Origin of the sequence: Nostoc sp. FACHB-892, from assembly GCF_014698795.1 — a bacterium.
In the GTDB taxonomy this organism is placed as follows: Bacteria; Cyanobacteriota; Cyanobacteriia; order Cyanobacteriales; family Nostocaceae; genus Nostoc.
This window is the reverse complement of the sequence record NZ_JACJTR010000009.1, coordinates 175,962-197,848: the sequence shown is the minus strand read 5'-3', so window position 1 is coordinate 197,848 and position 21,887 is coordinate 175,962. Positions and strand designations below refer to the sequence as shown.

At 41.0% G+C, this 21,887-nt stretch carries 19 protein-coding genes, 1 other RNA gene and 1 pseudogene; 12 read left to right on the top strand and 9 right to left on the bottom strand.

The genetic code is table 11. The features are described from left to right. The first annotated feature begins 31 nt into the window (after positions 1–31). The 3 genes from galE (at position 32) to H6G96_RS14985 (ending at position 2,450) form a co-directional block, all read left to right on the top strand. Positions 32–1,018 carry a UDP-glucose 4-epimerase GalE gene (gene galE, locus H6G96_RS14995; protein ID WP_190912196.1) on the top strand — a complete coding sequence of 329 codons (987 nt, stop codon included), beginning with the start codon at positions 32–34 and terminating at the stop codon, positions 1,016–1,018. Between the two features lie 122 nt (positions 1,019–1,140). Next, on the top strand, positions 1,141–2,097 hold the full coding sequence (gene uvsE / locus H6G96_RS14990; protein WP_190912195.1) for a UV DNA damage repair endonuclease UvsE: 957 nt from the start codon (positions 1,141–1,143) through the stop codon (positions 2,095–2,097). A gap of 155 nt (positions 2,098–2,252) precedes the next feature. After that, positions 2,253–2,450: a hypothetical protein gene (locus H6G96_RS14985; protein WP_118166258.1), complete on the top strand. Its 198-nt coding sequence runs from the start codon at positions 2,253–2,255 to the stop codon at positions 2,448–2,450. Positions 2,451–2,629: 179 nt separating this feature from the next. Here H6G96_RS14985 and H6G96_RS41380 read toward each other — a convergent pair whose 3' ends face one another. Further along, positions 2,630–2,881, bottom strand: a complete 252-nt coding sequence (locus H6G96_RS41380) for a hypothetical protein (RefSeq protein WP_242063288.1) — start codon at positions 2,879–2,881, stop codon at positions 2,630–2,632. An 806-nt stretch (positions 2,882–3,687) separates the two neighbouring features. Here H6G96_RS41380 and H6G96_RS14975 point away from each other — a divergent pair. The 4 genes from H6G96_RS14975 to pstS all read left to right on the top strand — a co-directional run bounded on the left by H6G96_RS14975 (position 3,688) and on the right by pstS (position 13,006). After that, positions 3,688–9,051 (top strand): translocation/assembly module TamB domain-containing protein, encoded by a 5,364-nt coding sequence (locus tag H6G96_RS14975; RefSeq protein WP_190912194.1) that lies wholly within the window; start codon positions 3,688–3,690, stop codon positions 9,049–9,051. A gap of 470 nt (positions 9,052–9,521) precedes the next feature. Beyond that, positions 9,522–10,262: a cytochrome c biogenesis protein CcdA gene (locus tag H6G96_RS14970; protein WP_190912193.1), complete on the top strand. Its 741-nt coding sequence runs from the start codon at positions 9,522–9,524 to the stop codon at positions 10,260–10,262. A gap of 46 nt (positions 10,263–10,308) precedes the next feature. Next, the gene (locus H6G96_RS14965; protein WP_190912192.1) at positions 10,309–11,709 is read left to right on the top strand and encodes a cytochrome c biogenesis protein; all 1,401 of its coding nucleotides are present in this window, start codon (positions 10,309–10,311) and stop codon (positions 11,707–11,709) included. Between the two features lie 217 nt (positions 11,710–11,926). Beyond that, entirely contained in the window at positions 11,927–13,006 is a 1,080-nt protein-coding gene (pstS, locus tag H6G96_RS14960; protein WP_190912191.1) for a phosphate ABC transporter substrate-binding protein PstS, read from the top strand. Between the two features lie 122 nt (positions 13,007–13,128). Here the strand turns inward: pstS and queF are convergent, their stop codons facing one another. From queF to H6G96_RS14935, 5 genes are all read right to left on the bottom strand, one after another. Next, positions 13,129–13,548, bottom strand: a complete 420-nt coding sequence (gene queF, locus H6G96_RS14955) for a preQ(1) synthase (RefSeq protein WP_190912190.1) — start codon at positions 13,546–13,548, stop codon at positions 13,129–13,131. A 157-nt stretch (positions 13,549–13,705) separates the two neighbouring features. Continuing rightward, a complete protein-coding gene (locus H6G96_RS14950) occupies positions 13,706–14,104 on the bottom strand; it encodes a hypothetical protein (RefSeq protein ID WP_190912189.1) in 399 nt (132 codons plus the stop codon). A gap of 138 nt (positions 14,105–14,242) precedes the next feature. Continuing rightward, positions 14,243–14,629 carry a phasin family protein gene (locus H6G96_RS14945; RefSeq protein WP_190912188.1) on the bottom strand — a complete coding sequence of 129 codons (387 nt, stop codon included), beginning with the start codon at positions 14,627–14,629 and terminating at the stop codon, positions 14,243–14,245. Positions 14,630–14,654: 25 nt separating this feature from the next. Further along, positions 14,655–14,751, bottom strand: an RNA gene (gene ffs, locus H6G96_RS14940) — signal recognition particle sRNA small type. 37 nt (positions 14,752–14,788) lie between these two features. Then, complete coding sequence (locus H6G96_RS14935) at positions 14,789–15,055, bottom strand: YciI family protein (protein WP_190912187.1); 267 nt, start codon at positions 15,053–15,055, stop codon at positions 14,789–14,791. Between the two features lie 137 nt (positions 15,056–15,192). On the opposite strand from H6G96_RS14935, the gene H6G96_RS14930 reads away from it, so the two are divergent. Then, on the top strand, positions 15,193–16,320 hold the full coding sequence (locus H6G96_RS14930) for a succinylglutamate desuccinylase/aspartoacylase family protein (RefSeq protein ID WP_190912186.1): 1,128 nt from the start codon (positions 15,193–15,195) through the stop codon (positions 16,318–16,320). Positions 16,321–16,377: 57 nt separating this feature from the next. Here H6G96_RS14930 and H6G96_RS14925 read toward each other — a convergent pair whose 3' ends face one another. Beyond that, positions 16,378–17,460 (bottom strand): ATP-dependent 6-phosphofructokinase, encoded by a 1,083-nt coding sequence (locus H6G96_RS14925; protein ID WP_190912249.1) that lies wholly within the window; start codon positions 17,458–17,460, stop codon positions 16,378–16,380. 279 nt (positions 17,461–17,739) lie between these two features. Here H6G96_RS14925 and era point away from each other — a divergent pair, with 279 nt between their 5' ends. The 3 genes from era (at position 17,740) to H6G96_RS14910 (ending at position 20,294) form a co-directional block, all read left to right on the top strand. Next, a complete protein-coding gene (gene era, locus H6G96_RS14920; RefSeq protein WP_190912185.1) occupies positions 17,740–18,714 on the top strand; it encodes a GTPase Era in 975 nt (324 codons plus the stop codon). Positions 18,715–18,976: 262 nt separating this feature from the next. Next, on the top strand, positions 18,977–19,654 hold the full coding sequence (locus H6G96_RS14915; RefSeq protein ID WP_190912184.1) for a response regulator transcription factor: 678 nt from the start codon (positions 18,977–18,979) through the stop codon (positions 19,652–19,654). A 7-nt stretch (positions 19,655–19,661) separates the two neighbouring features. Further along, entirely contained in the window at positions 19,662–20,294 is a 633-nt protein-coding gene (locus H6G96_RS14910) for a YdeI/OmpD-associated family protein (protein ID WP_190912183.1), read from the top strand. A 183-nt stretch (positions 20,295–20,477) separates the two neighbouring features. Here H6G96_RS14910 and H6G96_RS14905 read toward each other — a convergent pair whose 3' ends face one another. Both H6G96_RS14905 and H6G96_RS14900 read right to left on the bottom strand, forming a co-directional pair. Further along, on the bottom strand, positions 20,478–20,705 hold the full coding sequence (locus H6G96_RS14905; RefSeq protein ID WP_190912182.1) for a hypothetical protein: 228 nt from the start codon (positions 20,703–20,705) through the stop codon (positions 20,478–20,480). Positions 20,706–21,082: 377 nt separating this feature from the next. Continuing rightward, a pseudogene (locus tag H6G96_RS14900) lies at positions 21,083–21,184 on the bottom strand (DUF3611 family protein); the annotation flags it as partial. A gap of 144 nt (positions 21,185–21,328) precedes the next feature. Here H6G96_RS14900 and H6G96_RS14895 point away from each other — a divergent pair. After that, complete coding sequence (locus H6G96_RS14895) at positions 21,329–21,802, top strand: TspO/MBR family protein (RefSeq protein ID WP_190912181.1); 474 nt, start codon at positions 21,329–21,331, stop codon at positions 21,800–21,802. The last annotated feature ends 85 nt before the right edge of the window (positions 21,803–21,887 follow it).

Genomic DNA, 21,887 nt, shown 5'->3' with positions numbered 1-21,887 from the left:
CCAAATTTCTCTTTACCCCCAATCCCCAATTATGTCAACCATTTTAGTAACTGGAGGAGCCGGATATATTGGCTCCCATGCTGTATTAGCTCTAAAAAATGCAGGTTATGAAGTAATCGTTCTGGATAATCTATCCAATGGACATCGTGAACTTGTAGAAGATGTTTTGCAGATAAAGTTGATTGTTGGTGACATGAGCGATCGCGCCCTGCTTGATAACATATTTGCAACTCACAATATAGAGGCAGTAATGCATTTTGCTGCTTATATTGCCGTGGGTGAATCTGTCACCGACCCAGCTAAATATTATCAAAATAATGTTGCAGGCACTTTGACACTTTTAGAGGCAATGCTTGCTGCGTCAATTAAGAAATTTATCTTTTCTTCTACCTGCGCCCTTTATGGTGTACCAAAGTTTGTTCCGCTTACCGAAGAACATCCACAAGATCCCATTAGTCCTTATGCCACTAGCAAGTGGATGGTAGAAAGAATTTTATCTGATTTTGATGCAGCTTACAATTTAAAATCTGTACGTTTCCGTTACTTTAACGCCGCCGGTGCTGACCCCAATGGATTGCTAGGTGAAGACCATGAACCTGAAACTCACCTTATACCATTAGTACTATTAGCTGCCTTGGGGAAACGCGAATCTATCTTTATTTTCGGCACTGATTACCCTACTCCAGATGGTACTTGTATCCGGGATTATATTCACGTAACTGATTTAGCGCAAGCTCATATTTTGGGTTTGGAATATCTGCTCAAAGGTGGAGAAAGCGAAGTATTTAATCTGGGAAATGGCAGTGGTTTTTCAGTTAGAGAAGTGATAGAAACTGCTCAGGAAGTAACAGGCAAAGAAATCAAAATAGAGGAGCGCGATCGCAGACCAGGCGACCCTCCTATTTTAGTTGGCAGCAGCGACAAAGCAACTGAAATTTTGGGTTGGCATCCCCAGTATCCTAACGTTAACGAAATCCTCACCCATGCTTGGCAATGGCATCAGCGACGACATAAGTAGAGACATTTTAAAACATCCATCTTTTAAGGCTTAAGACTTCATTCTTTAGATACTTGTAAGCTAGAGGCAGAACTTGTTTAAATTAAATAATGGCTCAAAACAGCAACAGTTAGTATTAGTTAATGACCGCAATCGAGTTTCAAAACTTACCTAATGCACAGCAGTGCGAAAAAACTACACTGCCCTATTTGGGGCTAGTTTGTATCACCTCTGACAAACAAGTGCGCTTTCGGACAATGACGCGCACCCGATACTTAAAACTTTCCCAAAGCGATCGCGAAAGTGCCCTGAATGAACTGTATCGGCATAACTTACAACGCTTGCATGACGCTCTCTCCTTTTGTGAGCAGAATAAAATTCAGCTTTATCGGATGTCTTCTGCTTTATTTCCCCTCAGTGACTTAGAAGACGAAATTGGCGTAAATATATTAGAGGGAATGAGCGCTGATTTAGCAACAATCGGTGAGCGAGCGAATGCATTAAGCATCAGAATGGTGTTGCATCCAGATCAATTTGTAGTGCTGAGTTCTGATTCTCCCGAAGTGGTACAGGCAAGTATCAATAATCTCGCAGGACATGCGCGTATACTGGACTTACTGGGCTTACCGCGATCGCCTTGGTCATTAATGAATATTCATGGTGGCAAATCTCAACGTTTTGAACAACTAGTAAAAGTAATTTCCGAGCTACCAGAAAACATCAAAAGCCGCTTAACTCTGGAAAACGATGAATACGCCTATAGCTCCGAAGAAATTTTAGCAGTATGTCAGCAAGGTGGCGTGCCGATGGTATTTGATGCCCATCACCATATTTGCCACGAAAATCTAGATAGCTACGATCATCCGAGTGTAGCATCCATGTTTTACGCAGCGCGAGAAACTTGGACAAATCCAGATTGGCAATTAGTCCATATTTCTAATGGTGAGCAAGCTTTCAACGACAGAAAACACAGCGACTTGATTACCGATATGCCCAACGTTTACCACCAAGCACCGTGGATCGAAGTCGAAGCCAAACAAAAAGAAGAAGCGATCGCACATTTGCGTTCTTGGTGGCTGATGAAAAATAATCGTACGTAACTTAAGATAAAACTTTTTAGCGCTGAAAGTGTCAACTTTGGTCTACAACGAGCAATTGCCTTTTTAATTTACCACTGGGTGAAATAAGTCTCAAGATAGTGTGTACCTCACTACAAAAGAACTTAAGCTTGGTGTATAAGTTTGGGGAAATAGTAATGAATAAGGAAACAGTTCCTAGTCAAGCTGAAAAATCGAGTCCAGAAGGTGATCCATCGCAACTAGATCCAGAGGTACTCGACAAAATCAAACACCCTGCGAGAATAGACGATGTTATTCGGGAGCAATCACCAGAAGAACGTAAAAGTAACCCAGCTTTAGTACCGGAAATGATTGATGATCCAACTGATGATTGATTGAGTTTGCGAAAAAGTAATCGAAATATGGTTCCCAACTTCTCTAAGAAGTTGGGAATCTTGTTCGTAAGCTGTTGTTACCCAAGATTATGTAGTTGTTCCTGATATACTTCCGGCGTGTTGATATCTAATAACACAACCGGAGTATCAAATTTAACTTTATGAATTACTGGATAAAATTATTTGAGAATTTGGCGTGAACCTAAGATTTCTTCACGGATATTTTGTAAGTGCTTAGGCGCAGCCCGTCGTAGGCATTGCATCCCATTACTAAATAACAATGGATGCCCCATTTTACCTTGATATGTGGGTGCAGTAATCAATCCTAAATTTTCTTTGTGTACTAGCAGTAATCTTTGGTAAATATCTAATTTTCTGGGTTCAACTGCTGAAATCGCTAATATTTCAAAGCTTGGAAGAATATGTTGCAACCCTGCAAGTAAGGAAGTGTCTTCCCCCCATTGGCATGAGGATTAATTACAGCCAAATTGCCAAGAGGACAATCTTTTTGTTTATCGCTATTGTGTGAACTTAGCACAACTACAGACAGGGGTAAAACCTACACTTAACCACTGTTCTAGTTGATAAGTTAATAATGTTTGACCATCACCCCAAGAGAGTGAAGCTTTTCAAATACCCATGCGAGTAGATGCACCTGCTGCGAGGACAATAGCAAAGTTGTGACAATTTTAAAGGAATGCTATCCGTAGCGTGTGCAATTGCCATAACAAAGCCGTCAGCACTAGGTAAGATTCTACAGGGTTAAATTTTCTAATTAGCATGGTACATACAGGAGTTCTCACGGAGTAGTTGAATACTTAATAAATTTATTATCTCAACTCTAAGGTATAATACCCAAGCAAAGAAAATCTATCTAAAGATATCAATTATTTATACATAAAGATAGTTGATGGCAATATACGTATTGTGAGAGAAAGCATATAATCATGTACTTTGCCTTACAAAAAGGAGACAAAATTTATCAAACAACTATTTGGATGACCATAGACTTTCAAAGGTAAAGCAGAGAATAAATGTAATTACTGCTTAGGTTAAGGAAGTGCTAATTAAGTACCATACTCTAGATGAAATCTCCAAATTGAAAGGCGAGAACAACTAAATACTGGGTAAAAATTGTTACTCAAAATATATTATAAAGCCGCAACTTGCAACTAGCTGATACAACTCCTACTAGCCTGTTTCCTGGCTTATTCCATATAAAAGTACTGTAACGATAATGACGCACTCTCCAAATTCAGAAAATAACCAGAAACCACCTAATCATCGTTTATGGCTCCTCCTCTTAGGACGTACCAGTTTGGCTCTCGGTGTCATTTTGCTGGTTGGAATTGCAGTCGGTGCTTGGTGGGCTAGAAACTATATATATAAAGATTTAGCGCCATTAGTGCAGCAAAATCTCGAACAATTGCTTGGGCGTCCAGTAAAAGTTGGGAACGTTGAACGTTTTTCGCTTTCTAGCCTAAGATTTAGCTCTCTATCAATACCAGCAACTCCCACCGATCCAGATCAGGTGGTAGCAAAAGCTTTGGAGGTGCAGTTCTCGCCCTTGCAGCTTCTCCTCAGCCGAAAACTGGCATTAAACGCGACGTTAATTCAACCCAATGTTTACATCCAACAGGATCAGGATGGTCGCTGGGTTACTGCCCAAGTCAAGGCTGGGGAGGGACAAGGCTTTATTCAAACCGACTTGGAGACACTTCAAATTCAAGATGGGAATGTAGAGTTATCCCCAGCCTCCGCACCAACTAGACCGAAAGGCTCAGTAATATTAAATCAAGTTGGTGGTATTGCCCGATTTTTTGATCAAAATCAACGAATTGGTTATGACCTTAATGCTCAACTCGCCAGGGGAGGTGCAGTTAAAATCTCTGGTGAAACACAAACAAAAGCTCAACAAACTAACCTTAAGCTGCAAGCACAAAATTTACTAGCTTCTGATATTAGTAGATTAGTTGAGTTGCCAATTGCTTTGCAAGCAGGGCGAATAGAAGCTGATTTAGGGGTTCAAATTCCACCTAAGCTCTCAGAAATAGCCGTTACGGGAACCGCTACAGCTAATCAAGTCATTGCTAAAGTTCCAAATATTCCTCAGCAAGTTTCTAATTTTAATGGAAGATTTATATTTAATGGTCAGACAGTTGCTTTAGAAAATCTAAATACTAACTTTGGTAAAGTTCCTATTTCGGCTAATGGAACAATTAATAGCCAAACAGGCTTTAATGTCTCTGCTCAAATAAAACCTGTTAGTGCGAAAAATATTTTAGACACGCTGAATGTAAATTCGCCAGTTCCAGTTAGTGGCGAAGTTCAAGCAAATATTAAAGTAGGTGGCGCACTTCAGCAACCAGTCGTTAGCGGTACGGTAAGCAATACAAAACCTATTCAAGTTGACCGCCTTCAATTTAAAACCGTCAACACTGACTTTCGCTTGAATGTATCTGAAAATGCTTCTCAACTTACCGTCTCTAATCTGAATTTAGTCCCCGCAGCAGGTGGTCAAATTACAGGAAGCGGTCAAGCTAATGTAGGAGTCAAAGACAACGTAATATTTAATGCTCAAGTTGATGGTGTATCCGGAGATATACTAGCACGTAACTACGGCGTGACTCTACCGATCGCAGTTGGCAATGTTTCAGCAAAAGCACAAATTACTGGTTCACTAGCCAAACAGCCATTGAACCTTGATATTACTAGTGTTCAAGTAACGCCGCCAGGCGGGGGGCAAATCACAGCTAATGGTCAAATTCAACTCGCTCCCCAAGGTCAAGTAGGCGTAAATATTCAAGCTCAAAATTTACCAGGAAATGCGATCGCTCAAGGGTACGGTATATCAACTCCGATTAATATTGGTGGTATATCTGCAAACGCAAAAGTTTCTGGCTCTCTAGGTAGACCATTAAACGTCAATATTGCTAGCATTCAGGCAAGTCCAGAGGTGGGAGGGCAAGTCACAGCTAGCGGTCAACTTCAGCTTGCACCCCAAGGTAGGGTGGCATTGAATGTGCAAGCACAAAATTTACCAGGAGATGCGATCGCAAAAGCATACGAATCCTCACCCGGTATTACCATTGGGAATGTATCAGCAAATGCCAATATTTCCGGTACTCTGAACAATCTGCAAGCAGTAGCGCGGGTGCAAGCACCTAACGCCACCTATCCCACTACTGGACGAGTTGTTGTTGATCAACAAGGAGAGAATATTGTCTTTCCAAATGCTGTCGTGAACGTGGCAGGTGGGACAATCACAGCCAGTGGTCAACTTGCACAACAACGCTGGCAAGGGACTGTCAACACTTCTCAAATTCAACTCAACCGTTTTTCACCACAACTGCGAGGAAGGCTCAATAGCAACATCCAGTTAGCAGGGACAACAGAATCTTTCCAGCTTGCAGATATTCGCGCTGCCGGAAAAATCCGCCTTTCCCAAGGGGTAGCGCTGCTAGCACAACCGCTCACCGCTCAATTTCAGTGGAATGGACAGCAGATTATAGTTGAAAATGCAAGTACCCCAGGATTGAGTGCTAATGGTGCGATCGCTATTCAAACTCCACCAACTGGCGCACCGGAAATTGCGGGATTTAATTTAAATGTACTGGCACAGAATTTCAACTTAAAAAATACTGGTTTTGAAATTCCTGGTGATGTAGAACTAGCGGGGTTACTTGATTTTAAGGGACAAGTTACAGGTACTCCAGATGTTCCACAAGCCACTGGCAATATCCGACTGCGGAATTTCCAAGTTAGTGACTTGGCGTTTGACCCGCTTTTAACTGGAAACGTGAATTTTCAAGGAGGACAGGGAGCAAGTCTGCAATTAGCCGGGAAACAAGATAGGATTGCGCTGAACCTGGGTACAGATTATCGTCCCACTTCATTTTTAGTCAAGCGGGATGATGCAGTTACCACAGGTAGAACTGAGGGAGATAACTTACTCATTAACGCTCAAAAGTTTCCCATCGCTCTGATTGGAGGCTTTTTACCGAACAATCAATTGCAACCACTAGCGGGACAATTATCGGGAGATTTAGTTGTCAATCTGAATAATTATGCCATTGCGGGAGACGTTGCGATCGCAGGGCCTCGTATTGCCAGAGTAGCAGCAGATGAATTTCGCGGCACTATTAATTATGCTGATGGTACTGCTAGCTTGGCTAATGGTCAATTACGGATTGGAGATAGCAACATCGCCCTGAGTGGAAATGTAAAAGCAGGAAACGACCCGCAATTTCAATTCCAAGCTAATTTTGACCAAGCAAGAATCCAGAGACTTTTACAAGCGTTTAATATCTTTGATTTTCAAGACTTTGGTACCGGGTTGCAGCCTCCAACGTTAGCTGGAGCAGAGGTACTTGATACCAACGCTATCAGTTTGCCCAATGCAGATTTGCTAACACAGCTTGCATATTTCTCAAAAATTAGAAGATTGGTAGCACAACAACAGCAAGAAGAGAGAAATGAAACTGCATCTTTACCTACCCTTGCAGAATTAACGGGTGCTTTGAGCGGAGGAATTACAGCTAATGGCTCGTTAAAGTCTGGGTTGAATGTCGGCTTTAATTTCCAAGGTTCTAACTGGCAATGGGGTGAATACTCCATTAATCAAGTCGTTGCTCAAGGTACTTTTGCTGATGGAATCGTCACACTTTCGCCGTTAAGTGTCGGTATAAATCAAGGACTGGTGGCTTTTTCAGGGCAGTTAGGAACTGAGCAACTATCTGGAAATTTGAATGTAGCAAGTTTACCTTTATCACTTTTACAGCCTTTTATCGAACAATACCCCATAGATATCACTGGTAATGTCAATGCTAATGCCACATTGGGAGGTAGTTTACAAGATCCCAGAGTTCAAGGGGAAGTGACACTGGCTAATGCGACTCTTAACAAGCAACCTGTACAAACAGGACAAGTCAACTTTGATTACAACGATGCTCGTTTGAATTTTGACAGTAGCTTACTAGTGACAGGAACGCAGCCAGTTACTATTACAGGTAGCGTACCTGCTCCGTTACCTTTTGCCGAAGTGCAACCGGATAGCAATCAAATCAGCATCAACGCCAATGTGAACAATGAAGGATTGGCACTGTTAAACCTGTTTACTAACAATCAAGTCGCTTGGGTAAATGGTCAAGGACAAGTAGATTTAAATGTTCAAGGTACTTTAAACGAACCAATTATTAACGGCAATGTCACACTTAATGATGCAACTTTTAGCGCTAAAGCCTTATCTGAACCCCTAACGAATGTCACAGGAACAGCGCAATTTAATGGCACTACGGTGAATGTCCAAGGTATCCAAGGCACTTACAATGAAGGGCAAGTAAGTGCATCAGGCATACTCCCGATTCTTCAGCCTCAGCAAGCCGTAGTAAATCCTCTCACAGTATCAATAGCAGACAAACTCAACTTTGAAATTGCAGGACTGTATGAAGGCGGTGTTGGCGGCGATATCGTACTTCGCGGAACAGCGCTAAAACCTGTAATTGGTGGAGAGATTGAACTGAGTGATGGTCAGGTGATTATTGGAAACTCGGCTACTGGTGAAAAAAAATCAGCAGCTACAGCAGCGGCTAACGCTAACGTCATAAATAGAGAAGAGTTTAACGTTAATGTCACACCTACAGCAGAGAGTAATCCTAGCCCCGTGATTACGCCAGAAAGTAGCACTAGCACAGCAACTCCACCCAATTTACCTATAGAGTTTGCAGATTTAAGGTTAATTCTAGACGACGATGTTCGTGTTACCAGTCAATCTTTTCTCGACTCAATACCAGGAGCAGCCGTCTTTAGCCAGCCCCTATTGAGCTTTGAAGCAAAAGGCGACTTGACCATTAATGGTACATTAGCCAAACCGCGTCCTGAAGGAGTCATTCGTTTGACAGGAGGACGAGTAAGTTTATTTTCCACTGAGTTCGCGTTGGAACGGGGCTATGAACAAACCGCGCGGTTTATTCCAAGTCAAGGACTTGACCCCACTTTGGATGTCCGACTGCTCGCAATTGTACCTGAAGCATCGGCAACGAATAATCGAATTTTGGAATCACCATTGTCTGCTGAAATCAGCGATGTTTCTGCTAGCAACTTTGGGACTTTACGTACAGTTCGCGTTCAAGCCAGGGTTAACGGGCCAGCTAGTGAATTGGGTGAAAATCTGGAACTAACGAGTGAACCTAACCGTAGTAGAGGAGAAATAGTTGCTTTACTGGGTGGCTCGATTCTTGGTTCTTTCGGTCAAGCAGATGCAGGACAAGGACTGACTAATTTCGCTAGCTCTACCATTTTAGGTGGTTTGCAAGGAACTATTACTGCGATCGGACAGGCTATTGGTTTCAGCGAATTTCGGATATTTCCCACCCCTAGCACTAATAATGAAACAACGACAGCTTCAGTTCTGAATTTATCAGCAGAAGGTGTATTTGACATTAGTAGAAATTTCTCTGCTTCTTTATCACGCCCTCTTTCTAGCGATGAGTCTTTCCGTTATAACGTGCTTTATCGACTCAATGACGAAATTTTGATGCGAGGCTCAACTAATTTGGGGGATGAAAATCAATTCCAAGTTGAATACGAAACTAGATTTTAGATTATAAAAATAGGTAGATAACCTCCAAATTAACCATCATAGGGTATATAAAAAACCCTACAATCACCTGTGACCGCGATTGTAGGGTTAGAGCTTATGAGGTGTCGCATTATGAAATCTTTTAAATTGTATGTAAAGATTTGAAACGGGTTAAACAACTGTGGGGAGATATCTAAGTATGCCATTGGTCATATGATGTCCGGTTAATTAGTTATGATTCCAACATCTGTGCAAAAACCGGAAAGTCCTTTTTCCCCCTGCTGCCTGCGGTCTTCATGATAAGTCTTTAAGCGGACATGAGATCAAGTTCTATAATTACGCTGCTAAAAGGGTTTCAAGCCTCTAAATTTCTAAATTTATTTATGCGGTCTTCTCCCCTGCCCTCTTACCCTTTTCCTCTTCAATGACTCACAAAGCTAAAATAAGCTAAAATTCAAGCAGAGTAAGCATTTCCCGCTCAAAAACTTTCTATGTTTGATAACCTGCAAACCCAAATTTACCAACTAGAACAATTTGCCAACAGCCTCGTTTCTAATCAACTGACACACCTTAGCGTAGTGAGTGTTGGTATTATCTTTGCGGCTGGCTTGTTCACCAGTCTCACACCCTGTATGCTTTCTATGCTACCAATTACCATTGGTTACATCGGTGGTTATGAAGCCAAAAGCCGCGTCCAAGCAGCTGCCCAATCAACTTGGTTTGCTTTAGGATTAGCAACTACATTAGCAGGGTTAGGGATAATAGCAGGTTTTGTCGGTAAAGTCTATGGGCAAGTGGGAATTGGTTTGCCGATTATCGTCAGCATTATTGCCATTCTTATGGGGCTGAACTTACTAGAAGCACTACCTCTGCAATTTCCATCCTTGGGTGAAACGAATTGGATTTCACCAGATTTACCAGCAGGATTGCGTTCCTACTTGCTAGGGCTGACTTTCGGCTTAGTCGCATCTCCTTGTAGCACGCCTGTTTTAGCTAGTTTGTTGGGTTGGATTGCCAATACACAAGATTTAATTTTAGGGGCTGTTTTGCTACTTTCTTACACAGCCGGTTATGTAGCTCCATTGATTTTAGCAGGTACTTTTACAGCTTCAATTAAAAAGTTACTAGAATTGCGTCGCTGGTCTGGTTGGATTAACCCAGTTAGTGGGGCGCTATTAGTAGGATTTGGTGTATTTTCCTTAATTTCTCGGATTCCTCTTGGCAGTTTTTAATTTCAATCTTTGATATTATCAATACCTTTGTTAGATTTTACACATAATGACTATAGAAGATTCAGCTTCCAAAGAATTAAAATGGTGGGCAGTACCTGGGCAGTTCTTACGCCAAGAGCTTTTGCCTGTACTGACCAACTTACGACTAGCGATCGCACTACTGCTATTGATTGCAATCTTTAGCTCTACTGGTACTGTAATTGAGCAAGGCCAGTCACCCGCATTCTACCAAGCCAACTATCCAGAACATCCAGCTTTATTTGGTTTCTTAACTTGGAAGGTAATTCAAGTAGTTGGGTTAGACCACGTGTATCGTACCTGGTGGTTTCTAGCATTACTCATCTTATTTGGCACTAGTTTAACTGCTTGTTCATTTACCCGGCAGTTACCAGCCTTAAAAGCTGCCCAGCGCTGGAAATATTACGAAGAACCACGGCAATTTCAAAAGTTAGCTTTAAGTGCAGAACTAGATACTGGTTCTCTGGATTCTCTCAGCCAAATATTACAGAAACGCCGCTATAAAATTTTTCCAGATCCAGAAAAAGAAAATCTCCTTTACGCTCGCAAAGGAATAGTCGGACGCATCGGCCCAATTATTGTTCATATTGGCATCGTCGCTATTTTGATCGGGGGAATTTGGGGGGCGATGACTGGTTTTTTGGCTCAGGAAATGGTTGCTAGTGGCGATACATTTCAAGTGACAAATATTGTAGATGCTGGCCCTTTAGCAGCACCTCAAGTTCCGAAAGATTGGTCTGTTCGCGTCAATCGTTTTTGGATTGACTACACTCCATCTGGCGGCATTGATCAATTTTATTCGGATCTGTCTGTCTTGAATAAGCAGGGGGACGAAGTTGACCACAAGAAGATTTTTGTTAACGAGCCTCTCCGCTATCATGGTGTAACTTTCTACCAAACTGATTGGGGAATTGCGGGTGTTCGCGTCCAATTTAACAACAGCCCGATTTTTCAGCTACCAATGGCGCGATTGAACACCAATGGACAAGGGCGCATTTGGGGAACTTGGGTTCCTACGAAACCGGATTTGAGTGAGGGCGTCTCTTTGCTAGCCAAAGATTTGCAAGGGATGGTATTAATTTATGATCCTGCTGGCAAACTTGTTGATACTGTCCGCGCTGGGATGTCTACGCAAGTCAATGGCGTGAAGCTCAAAGTTCTAGATGTAATTGGCAGCACTGGCTTACAAATTAAAGCTGATCCAGGTATACCAATTGTTTACTCAGGGTTTGGTTTATTAATGCTGGGTGTGGTGATGAGTTACTTTTCTCATTCGCAAATATGGGCATTGCAAAAAGGCGATCGCCTATATGTAGGTGGTAAAACTAATCGCGCCCAAGTTGCTTTTGAACAAGAGGTTTTGGAGATTTTAGATCGCCTGAGTTCGCAGCCAAAAGGTGAAGAAAAAGAGGCGGCGATTGAAGTTTAAACGCTTCAGGTGTGCAAAGGAAACTGCAGAGGAACGCAGAGGATTACTTTGCGTTACTTTGCGTACTTATCCTGCAAAAAGGCGTTCGCGTAGCGTTTCGTAGAGAAGCGATTATGCGTTTCAAAGTTATTTATTTACAATTAATTACGCCACTTCCACGGCTACAGATTGGGAAATTATTAAAGGTATTTATTAAACATTGGAACAAAAGATTTTTATGTCTGCTCAACTTCAATTTAAGAGACGCGTTTACCTTCTACCGTTAATAGCTATCTTGTTGAATATTGCTTCTTGCACTACCAATAATCGAAACATCAACCGTGTTTCTCTTGTAGGTGCTGGGGCAAGTTTTCCCGCACCTTTGTACGAACGCTGGCTTTCAGATTATAACCAGCAAAATCCCAATGTAGAAATTAACTATCAAGCTATAGGAAGCAGTGCTGGAGTGCAACAACTCATTGAAGGTACTGTGGACTTTGCAGCTAGTGATGTAGGAATTACAAATCAACAAGCAGCTAAGATAAAACGGGGAGCGATCGCTTTACCCATAACTGCCGGTTCTATTGTACTAGCTTACAACCTTGTGCCAGCCGCTCGCCAGTCATCTCAAGTCAATCTGTCAACTGGTTTAAAACTACCACGCCAAGTCTACGTAGATATCTTCCTCGGAAAAATTACGAATTGGAATCATCCTAGAATAGCTGTAGCTAATCCAGGGGTAAATTTGCCCGATCTAGCGATTCAGGTTGTACACCGAACTGATGGTAGTGGAACTACAAGTGTATTAACGCAACATCTAAGCGCTATAAGTCCAGAATGGAAAAGCAAAATTGCAGCAGGTAAATCTGTAGCATGGCCAGTAGGAATTGGTGGAAAAGGTAACGAAGGTGTTACCGCCTTAATTCAACAAATTCCAGGAGCTATTGGCTATGTAGAATACGTCTACGCTAAACAAAATAAACTTCCTATGGCTGCTTTGGAAAATAAATTTGGTAATTATATTACACCAACACCAGAATCTGTAGCTCAAACCTTAGAGGCAGTGAAATTACCCGCCGATAACTTGATTGCTTTTATCACTGATCCTAAAGGTGCCCAGTCTTATCCCATCGTTACTTACACCTGGCTTTTAACTTATCACCAATATCCGAACCGAGTTAAAGCTCAAACGCTGAAAAACTTTATTGATTGGGCTGTGATTGACGGGCAAAAATCCAGTTTGGAACTCGGATATATTCCTTTGTCTCAAAAAGTTGTGCTTCAAGTGCAATCTGCTGCAAAGAAGATTGGAGAATAAGTAGTTTTTAGTTTAGGATAGGCGATCGCGTTATTTGATCAACCTGAGTAAAAAGTGCTAATTTTATTCACCTAGCATCTTGTAGAGAGGACTTAAATCCTCACTACAAGCCAAAGTTTTTATTATGGGTACTTATGATGACGCACTTCAACTACGGTATGTACATTACCGCGAGGCGTAAAATCTGCTTTCACAGTAGCTTCCAACGGATCACAAGCAGCTACAAAATCATCCAAAATTTGATTAGCAGATTCTTCGTGTGAAATGTAGCGATCGCGGTAACTGTTAATGTAAAGCTTAAGCGCCTTCAATTCCACTACCCGTTCATCAGGCACATAGGTAACGTAAATTGTCGCAAAGTCAGGATAACCAGAAAACGGACATTTACAAGTAAATTCCGGCAAAGTAATGTTAATGTCATATCGCCTTCCCACGCGCGGATTCGGAAAGGTAATTAGTTTACCTTCGGCAATGTCGCGTTCGCCATACTTCATTTCTTGGCTTGACTGGGTTACACTTTCAGATAATTTGTCAGTTGTCATTTGTTATTTGTCATTAGTTGTTTTACTGATCTTTACGTCCTTTATTAAATTTTGTAGCTTTTTAACTTTTAACTCTGCCAATTTTGGATTTTAGATTTTAAATTTTTCCTCCAATCCAAAATTCAAAATCTAAACTTGAATGACTCCCCACTCCCTCTCAATACTCTTTCTTCTCCCAGTCTGGACAATTCTCATCTTCACAACCGTGGGGATGCATGGCACAAACTAACAAATTACCATTATAAACTTGACCGTGGTAGTGAGTACAACCGATACAGGCAGGATTCTTCTCAGCCGTGGGTTCAACTGAATAAGGAAAACCTGGATCTACATCTGTTACAAGGTCTTCCAGTTCCCAGTAAGCTTCAAACATTGGTTCGGTCAAATCCTGTAAATACTGATCGACTTCAGTAGCAATGTTAGGAACTTGCTCGGTGATTTCTTCCGTTAGCTCAAAAAAAGCGTCTACTATTTCACTCATTCCCAGGAAGAAACGCTCTACTTCATCAGCCACTGTTTCAACAATTTCTGCTAAATCTTTTTGCCACTGTTCCATAAACTTGATGCCTTTACAGGCTATAAACAGGAAGATTTGTGCTATCTAGCTTGAAGCACTATACACACTAGGCAATGTATCTTATCAAGTTTCTGTCTGAAGTGCCACTTATACTGGTATTAGATCAAACAATGTTTTTTATTGATCGCGTTGCAATCGTTTTAACTCGTTTTGCAGGTTTAGCACTTCTTGGCGTAATTTCTCCGTGTTCTCATCAGTTGATCCCTGTTTCACCGTTGGTTCTTCATCTTCCTCTAAAATTTCAATGCGGCGAGGTTCAGAAGCAGGTGTTTTTTCAGAGGTTTCACCAGATGCTTGGGACTGTTGGGCTTGCTTCATCATATCTTCAACGAAGCGGCGGGCTTCTTCTGTGTTCATTTCGCCCTTTGCCACCATTTCATCTGCCAGTTTTTGGACTTGCGATCGCACTTCGGCTAATTTTCCCCCTGCTTTCTCACCCGCGTAAGAAGCTAATCCAACACCGAGGTAAAAAGCTTTTTGAACAATATCTCCAAAACCAGCCATTGTTTCAGACCGCTCCTACAAATAGGGCGACCCGGAGACTACGCCTACCACAAGCCTCCCGTGTTGCTGCTACCTTCCGGTTCTGACAAGATTTGGGTGTTGCAGTCGCATAGATCCAGGTCTTCTAAAAGCATAACATTAAAAACCAGTAAATGTGTGTTATTCCATAACAATCCGCCATTCATAAAGTTGATAGTTGACGCAGCCATATTTCACCAAGGGGTCATCAGCTACAATTGCTTCTGCTTCATCCCTTGAGCCAGCCTCAAACAGCAACATTCCGCCTCTTTGCTCTGCCCAATAGCCTGTTCGCGCTTTGTGTCCTTTAGCAATCAAATCCTGAATGTAAGCTTTGTGGGCAGGTACATATTGGTCAAAGGTAGGTTTATCCACTTTGCCTTCTTCAATCTTTACAAACCAAGGCATTAGCTTCTTAACTCCAGTTACAACAGAGGCACAGAGGGCACGGAGGAATAAGAGTTTGAGAGGTAATTTGTGTAAGTCCTATTTTAATTCACTATAGATACAGCGATAATTTACTCAAATCATTACCGAGTTGTTTCATGCTGCCAGTTATTGAAAGCATTGTATTACGTCAAATGGCTTCGGGCGATCGCCTTTACTTACAAGTATACAAATTCATCGGCGCTCAACCTGGTAAAAAGGTTTACATTCAATCTAATCTGCACGGTGCAGAAATTGCTGGTAATGACGTAATTCACCAGCTAATTGAGTTTTTATTAACAATAAATGATACAGATTTAACTGGAGAAATTTGTTTAGTTCCCGTTTGTAATCCAATGGGGACGAATGAACGCGCTCATCATTTTTCACCTGGACGACACTGCCTTTATGAAGCTAAAGACTGGAATCGCATATTTTGGGATTACGAGAAAGAAGCTGATGATTTAGTAGCTTTTACTAAATCTCAACTTCATATTGATCTAAAGGTCGTCCGACAAAATTATCTAACTATAATTAAGCAACAATTCGCAAAAATTTTAGAAAAAATTAATTCTTCTAGTGGTGTACCCTACACTGAGCTTTTTAGCTACAGGCTACAAAATCTCAGTTTAGATGCAGACTACTTAATTGACTTACATACTTCTACAAATCAAGCTTTAGACTACCTTTATTACTTCCGAAATCGAGAAGAAAGCGCAAAATACTTCCTGCTTGATTTCGGAATTGTACTTGATAAATACGATGGTGATGCTTTTGATGAAGCTTTTATCAAACCTTGGTTAGCGCTGGAAGCTTGTTTTAAAGAGTTAGGTAGAGAAATCAAGTTTGATGTGGAAGCTTGGACACTGGAATTAGGAACAGGGATGCAAATAAATTCTGAGTCAGTCGCCAAAGGTGTACGGGGTGTGAAAAACTATTTAGCGCAAAAAGGTGTAATACAAGTTTCTAATTTATCAGAAGACACCAAAACTCATGAGATGACTTTTGCATCTAGCAGCAACCGGAAAAAATATTATGCGATCGCAGGTGGTATGATTAAATCCAGAATAGAATTAGGCACTTCAGTAAAAGCTGGAGACAAACTCTATCAAATTCTCAGTTTTAATAAAGAAGGTAAGCTACCCAGTGTAATTGATATCTGCGCTCAACATGATGGATTAGTTTATGATGTCGCAACCAATCAAGCTGTGAATGAAGGCGAGTTTGTTTTGGGAATTGTTAGTTAGGGGATAACAATTTGTACTTTGATAGGCACAACATAGCTGTGCCTGTACCATTTATGTTTAGTCTCCCAAATAAATACCCATACCATGAGCAGTTTTAACCAAAGTACCATTGGGATCCACGGCACTATAGTGAGCGATCGCTTCTGTAATTGGTACACTTAATACTTGGCGATTTTGCCATGTCACCATGCGATCATATTTCTCCTCTGCAATTAGATTAACCGCCGCAACACCAAAAGCAGTTGCAACTAATCTATCTAGTGGTGAAGCAGTTCCACCGCGTTGAATGTGTCCTAAAACTGTGACTCGCGTTTCTACACCGATGTGTTCAATAATTTTATCTGCTAAATATTCACCAATTCCACCATATCGAGATTGACCTAAGCGATTTGTAATCGTCACATTTTCCCCATCGTGGGTACGAACTGCTTCCGAAACAATAATCAAACAATAGTTTTTGCCTTTCTCTTGGCGTTCTTTGATTTTGTGGCAAATATGCTCAACTGTGTAAGGGATTTCGGGAATTAAAATTACATTTGCTCCCCCTGCAATTCCCGCAGCTATAGCTATGTGTCCGGCATCACGCCCCATTACTTCTAAAATCATGACTCGGCTATGACTTGCAGCAGTAAAATGTAGCCGATCCAGCGCTTCCGTGGCAATATTGACTGCTGTATCAAAACCGATGGCGTGTTCAGTAACGCCAATATCATTATCAATGGTTTTGGGAATACCTACTAGATTAATACCGCCTTGTTGGGCAAGACGGCGCAAAATTGCCAAGCTACCATCGCCGCCAATGCCAATCAAAGCATCTAAACCTAGCTCATGATAACCTGCAATGATTTCTTCGGAGCGATCGCATAAACTACCATCCGCCATTGGAAAAGCAAAAGGGTCGCCTTTATTAGTCGTTCCCAACATTGTGCCACCCGCAGTTAACAGCGAGTCAACTTGATCAACTTCCAGCTTGGTAAATTGTGGGGGACGCGCCATTAATCCTAGAGTCGCTTGACGAATTCCCAAAACCTCCCAGCCGTAAGTATCCACAGCACAATTCACTACAGATCTAATCACAGCATTTAAGCCAGAACAATCACCTCCACTGGTAAGAATTCCAATGCGTTTGGGTTCTCCCATATTTTTTATTGACATTTTGATCCAAATATATTGAGTAGTCGATGAGACTTAAGAGATTAGCAGCAGATTAAACCTAAGCAAATACGCTTCTTTTAAATGCCAAAGTAATTTTATGTTTGTTTTGTATCTAAAAACAAAACAAAGTTATCTTGGCTGTAAAATATAGGTATAGAGCCAGTAGTAGATTAAACCTCGGCAAAAGTAATCCCTAAAAATGCCAGGGGAATTATATGCTTGTTTTGTGTCTAAGAAAAAACCAAGTTATCCCAACTGTAAAATATGAGGGTGGAGCCAAAGGTGACTAGTATTGATAATTACAACTTCTCTTTTTCAGGAGAAGTAGCAATTCCACAGGCTCCTCCTGAATTCAAATCAGGTTTTATCGGCATTGTTGGTCGTCCTAATGTCGGTAAATCTACTTTAATGAATCAATTAGTAGGACAAAAAATTGCCATAACTTCCCCTGTAGCACAAACAACACGTAACCGTTTGCGCGGCATTTTAACTACACCAGAAGCGCAATTAATTTTTGTAGATACGCCAGGAATTCATAAGCCCCATCATCAATTGGGGGAAGTGTTAGTGCAAAATGCCAAAATTGCCATTGAATCGGTAGATGTAATACTATTTGTGGTAGATGGAGGAGTAGCTTGCGGATCAGGCGATCGCTATATTGCTGAATTGCTGTGTCGCAGTAAAACCCCAGTGATTTTGGGCGTGAACAAAATCGACCAACAACCGTCTGATTCTCAGTTTTTAGATGATAGTTACGCTCAGATGGCCCAGTCCCATGAATGGGAAATCGTAAAATTTTCTGCCAAGACGAGTGCAGGATTACCGCAACTTCAAGAATTATTAATTGAACATTTAGAAATTGGGCCGTTATACTACCCACCAGATTTGGTAACTGACCAACCAGAACGCTTTATTATGGGTGAATTAATCCGAGAACAAATTTTATTATTGACTCGTGAAGAAGTACCCCATTCAGTAGCGATCGCTATTGACCTAGTAGAAGAAACTCCCAGCATTACTCGGATACTTGCTACCATCAACGTCGAGCGCGATTCCCAAAAAGGCATACTCATTGGCAAAAGTGGAGCAATGCTCAAAGCAATTGGTAGTGAAGCCCGCGAACAAATCCAAAAGTTAATCTCTGGTAAAGTTTACCTAGAATTATTTGTGAAAGTTCAGCCAAAATGGCGACAGTCGCGGATTAGTTTAGCAGAGTTAGGCTATCGCGTGGAAGAATAAAATTAAGTTAGGAGTTAGGAGTTAGGAGTTAGCAATTAAAGAGTTATGAATAACTTCTGACTTCCTGCTTTGTTTATGATTGGTAGCCTTTTCAAACTAAACCAATTTCTTAAGTTTGAGAACCAACATAATTGTCTAAAGCCCTAAATCTCAGTTTAATACTTAAAAAGTTCCTCAATTATTTTTTGGAAACCTAAATACTTAACCTTGAAAGCTATCCTGAACTCCTAACTCTCAACTCTTAACTCCTAACTAATAAAAAATGTCTTTAGATACTCGCTATCCCTTAAATTTACCCGCCAATGCTCCGCCGTTGCGGGTGTTAATTGTCGAAGATGATCCGATGATGCAACTGGGATTAGAGCAATCGTTAATGGCTCATCCTCAATTAGAGATTGTTGGACAAGCAGAAGATGGTTATTTAGGAGTTCAAGCAGCACTGCAATTGAAACCTGATTTGGTGGTTATGGATATTGGGTTGCCGCGATTGGATGGCATTGCAGCGACACAGCAAATTAAGGCGGCGCTGCCAGCAACTCATGTGGTAATGCTGACATCTCATCAAACGGAGACAGAAATTATTGCAGCACTCTCTAGCGGTGCAGATGCATATTGCATTAAAGGTGCAAGTGTGGAACGATTGTTAAGTGCGATCGCAGCCGCAGTTGATGGTGCAGCTTATCTTGATCCCCAAATTGCACGGCGAGTTATTGATAATCTCAAACCGCCCTCACCCACCACCAACAACGCTAATTTATCTGGGCGCGAGTTAGAAGTGTTGAAACTGATGGTAGACGGCTTGAGTAACCCAGAAATTGCCGAAAAACTTTATCTCAGTCCCAACACCATCAAAACTCACGTCCGAGGGATTATGAATAAATTAGCAGTAGATGATCGCGTGCAAGCAGCAGTTGTGGCACTGCGTTCTGGGTTGGTTTAGAAAAGAAATGCCGCAAAATACAGAAACAAACCTCAACAAAAGTAACATTACTGATGTATCCAAACTTAATAATGAATTCCCCACTTTCTGCCCTCAAAGCCGCGAAGAATGGCGGAGATGGTTAGATAAAAACCATCGCACTTCTCTTGGTGTATGGCTTATCTACTACAAAGTAAAAAGTGGTAAGCCAAGTGTTCGATATAGCGAAGCGGTACAAGAAGCCTTATGCTTTGGTTGGATTGATAGTAAAGTTAAATCTTTAGACGAGGAACGTTATATGCAAATATTTACGCCTCGAAAACCAAAAAGCGTATGGTCAAAATTAAATAAACAATATATTGAAGAACTTATAAAACAAGGCTTAATGACTACAGTTGGTTTAGAAAAAATTGAAGCTGCAAAACAAGATGGCTCATGGAAGACGTTAGATGCGATCGAAGCATTGATTATTCCCTCAGATTTAAAGCAGGCATTAGAAGCAAACACAACTGCTAAAGAGTATTTTGAGAGATTTAATAACTCATCTAAAAAGAATATTCTTTTTTGGATTGAGAGTGCAAAACGTCCAGAGACAAGGTTGAAGAGAATTGAACAAACCGTTAACTCAGCAGCAGTCAACAAAAACCCATTGATACGATAACAAGGTCTATGTGATTCTTTAGAGAATGTATCTTTTGACGCGTAGGCATAGCCAGTCGTAGACATTGCTCTTTGACGTAAACAATATGAGTAAACATTTCAATCCAGTTTATAATAAGTAAAGACGTACTTATGTACGCCTCTATAGTAGATTTATTTGTTGTCAAGATGTTTGAAAAATAGTCTAATTCAATGCATTTTGGTTAAAAGAGTTTGAGAGTTGATTAGGGTCTAGGTTAGTAGGAAATAACAAAATTTCCTTACCTTCTAAGTTTGCCTTCTGGTGAAGCAAAATTGCCTTTTCCAAAGAACAATATTTAATTGGAACCCATCTGTCGCTATAAAAGTAGACAGTTACTCGGCTCATTGCATACTCTTTCAACGGCAGTGGAAGAGACCAGGACGAATCCATAGTTTGAACCTTACCTGTTGAGTCCATGCTTTGAACCTCAGTTATTAAGTATATATACTTTCACTCATTAGAATGATTTAAAGTAACTATCATAAGTAATAAGAAACTACCTTGAAACTGAATCTATAGATAAAAATTAGAAGAATTACAATTAACCTAAAGACATGGAATAAGTCAGTCTAAAGTTATCATTTTTGTGTTAAAGGCTCACGGGGTTTAAAGACTCGTCAACGAGTATCTGAGTTGGATGAACGAGTCTTTGAACCTCGTTCACGAGTATTAAAAACTCATCAGCAAAATTTTGATACTCATTGGGATTTACTCATCAGTCAGAATTCACCATTTAGCATAAGCTTTTTAAATTTTGCATAGCGGTACTAGTGTTGATGCACCCGCAGCAACCATAACGAAGCGATAGTACCCACAAAATGAGCAGCAATCTCGTTGATGTTTGCTACAGCCACAAAAACATCCAGCGCCCAATGCCCATAATTTAAAATCCTGCCAAATGATGTGAAGGTTTCAAACTCAAGGATGATGAGTAATTAGCAACTAAATTGACAAAATCACACTATAAAGAATGATATTAAGCGATAGATAGCGCTTGTAAAGGAATAACGGCCATGATTAAATCTTGGATGGTGATTGGGGCTGTGGCTTTCTTAGTTGCCTTAGCGGCTAACTTGATTACGCCTAGCGATCGCCAATGGTTCAAGCGCTTACAACGGCCGAGATGGCTAACTTTTGAGGGTGCGATTCCTATTATCTGGACTGTGATATTTATTTGCGGTGCTTGGTCAGCTTATATTGTTTGGGAAAAAGATCCAGGAACCACCCCAACCTGGTTAATTATGGGTTTATACTTACTTTTAGAAATTGTAACCATTGCCTATACGCCTGTAATGTTTAGGCTTCGCAGCCTGAAAGTCGGTACAATTCTTGGTGGTACAGGTTTTATCATTAGTCTTTTATTAATACTTGGAGTCTTAAGTATTTCTGGCTGGGCAGCACTATTACTAGTTCCTTATTTGCTGTGGAGTCCCATTGGTACTTATACCACTTGGAAGATGATCAGTCTCAATCCTCAAGATGCTTAAGATTCGCACCAGGGAATGATTAAACATATAGCCTAAATTGTCAAACTTGCAGTATATGACTTGACAAAATACGCAAGCAAGAGTG